We start from the raw sequence: 2,314 nt of genomic DNA on the forward strand, positions 1-2,314 counted from the left end.
GGTTTGCAGAGCGGGAATCAATCAGCTTGCAAGAAATTACTGGGGAGCCGTTCGTGGGCCTGAAACACAACTGTTCGTTAAGAGATTCGCTTCTGACCCGTGTTCATCACATGAATTTCACTCTTGCATCCACATATGATGCGGAGGATCTCCCTACAGTGGCAGGTTTCGTAGCGGCAGGTCTTGGCGTTTCTGTGTTGCCGAGAACATCCGGACTGCACTTGGAAGGTCTGCGATGGATTCAGATCGAAGAGGAAGGCTGGCGTTGGGAAGTTGGTCTGCATATCAAAAAGGACAGATTTCTGTCCCCGGCAACTCAGAAGTTTGTTAGCTTTATTAAAGAAAAGGCCGGAGCCTTTTCCTCTTGAGCTTGCAACACAAACATAGACCAACCAGAAAGGGATCGATAACTTGGATTTACTTTTCAAAACGTTAAGCCCTAATCATGAGATATCCGTATATGACACCAATGATTTGTATGGTGAAAAAGGGAGATTTCGCGTGTTGGAGTTCTCCAATAACGCCATCCAAGGAGCAATGGATTTGAATGATCCAGCACGTATTCTATTCGAATATCCGCGAGCTATCCTACATTTAATTGAACATAATAACCCGTCTTTCGAGAGTGTATTCATCATCGGACATGGGATTGGGACGATAGCTGGCCATCTGACTGAGAAGCGATGCAAGGTGGCAGAACTAGATCAGACAGTGGTGGAGATAAGCAAAAGGTTTTTTGGATACAGTAGGGATAATGTCAGCATTGGTGATGGCCGTCAACTTCTCGCAAATGAAGCGCCGCATGCTTATGATTCTATTGTCTTGGATGCCTTTACTGAAAAAGGAACGCCTGCTCATTTAATCTCTACTGATTTTTTTGAAATTTGCCGAAAAAAACTTGATTCCTCGGGACTGATCATCATGAACCTATTCGGTAAAGGTGAGAATGACCAACTCATGAACGCTATCCATTCAACGCTGAGCGAGGAATTTACGTATATCAAAGCCTTTTCTCTACCGTCAGACGGCATCGCTGACATTCATAATATTATTCTCATTGGAAGAAATAAGCCAATTGGGTTCCAAGCACGCCAAATGGCTGGCTTCATAGAGATTGAACTCGAACAAGGGTATATCATTCGGGATAAATTCGATAGAAACGAGCTGAGTTGATGACTCGATTTTCTATCGGCGAAGTCCGACCTAGCAGTCGCCAGCCTGCCGCGGCTATCGCTTCCTCGTTGATCGCTTCATACATAAGTCTTCTTATGCCTTCCGCTGTGCGAATAGCGACCAATGCGTCCGGATTCGTGCGGCGAATTTGTTCAAGCACTTTGTCCTTTTGCGTAACAAGGCTCGCAATAAACACATGTTGAAAAGCAGCATAATCGAACTCCGCACCGTCTCCTAGCACGATTTGGACTTTATCGCTTAAATGACTCCGTTCCACCATCAAATTCGCGGCCTCGCAAGCATCCGGATCGATATCCACACAGAAGACACTCACATTCCATCTCAGGTGAAGCAGCACGGCACTCAGTGGTAAAGGCCCGCTTCCGACAAATACAATCGGCGAAGTAATCTCCTCCGGCCGAATGATCCTGCGGAGCTGCTTCAGCTCTTCGCCAACAAGACTTTCATAATTCCCCCAGTTTTTATATTTGAACAGGTTGGCTAATCCGAATTCGGGCTGAGCGCAGAGGTGACGGGAGTCGAATAACTCCATCTGGTACTCGGCTTCAGACAGCTTGGCAAGCAATCCCTTTTGTAGTGTGGTGATATCAACATTATCCATTACATACTTTATTTCTTCTGGTGTATATGTTTGCCTGAGTGCCTCTGTGAAAATAGAAATCGTTTTCGTGATCACGGAGTTGGAAGGGGACAGATCCGTCTCCCGGTGAAGGACATCATAGGTCTCTTTTACAAGAGTTATCAAATCTGATATCCGCTTAGACGGCTCTGTCACAGAACAATATTCCATAAGCGTTTACCTCCAGTCCATTTCCGTACAATTGCTTGAACCCAATATATTCGAATAGTTGGTTATTTAGAAATGAAATTCTGCTTTTGAGGAAAAGTAGGGAAGGATTGTTTGATCTATGTGGAGAAAATTTACAGGAGAGTCGTATGAAACAAGGGGGTCGTTCATTGGAGCAAGAAATAATCATTAATTATGATTCGAGACATACATCCTTCTATTCAGCAAGCGGATTTATCCCTGGTTCTGGTGGAGTGTGGAGGAGAAAAGACTAATTTATTAGGAGGTTATCGAAATGAGTTTTCATGCAACCAACCCGATTTTATATACGAT

General features: G+C 44.5%; 3 protein-coding genes. 2 read left to right on the forward strand and 1 reads right to left on the reverse strand.

Annotated features, from left to right (window positions below):
- Both AC1DUA_RS34300 and AC1DUA_RS34305 read left to right on the forward strand, forming a co-directional pair.
- Nucleotides 1-368: LysR substrate-binding domain-containing protein (locus tag AC1DUA_RS34300; RefSeq protein ID WP_477503995.1), on the forward strand; the 368-nt coding region annotated here is incomplete at its 5' end.
- Nucleotides 369-411: 43 nt separating this feature from the next.
- Nucleotides 412-1,173 carry a spermidine synthase gene (locus AC1DUA_RS34305; protein ID WP_477503996.1) on the forward strand — a complete coding sequence of 254 codons (762 nt, stop codon included), beginning with the start codon at nucleotides 412-414 and terminating at the stop codon, nucleotides 1,171-1,173.
- Here the strand turns inward: AC1DUA_RS34305 and AC1DUA_RS34310 are convergent.
- A complete protein-coding gene (locus AC1DUA_RS34310; protein WP_477503997.1) occupies nucleotides 1,136-1,984 on the reverse strand; it encodes a nicotianamine synthase family protein in 849 nt (282 codons plus the stop codon). The two genes, AC1DUA_RS34305 and AC1DUA_RS34310, sit on opposite strands and share 38 nt — an antisense overlap.
- Between the last annotated feature and the right edge of the window lie 330 nt (nucleotides 1,985-2,314).

The sequence above is a fragment of the Paenibacillus sp. 01T422 genome (genome assembly GCF_056398785.1).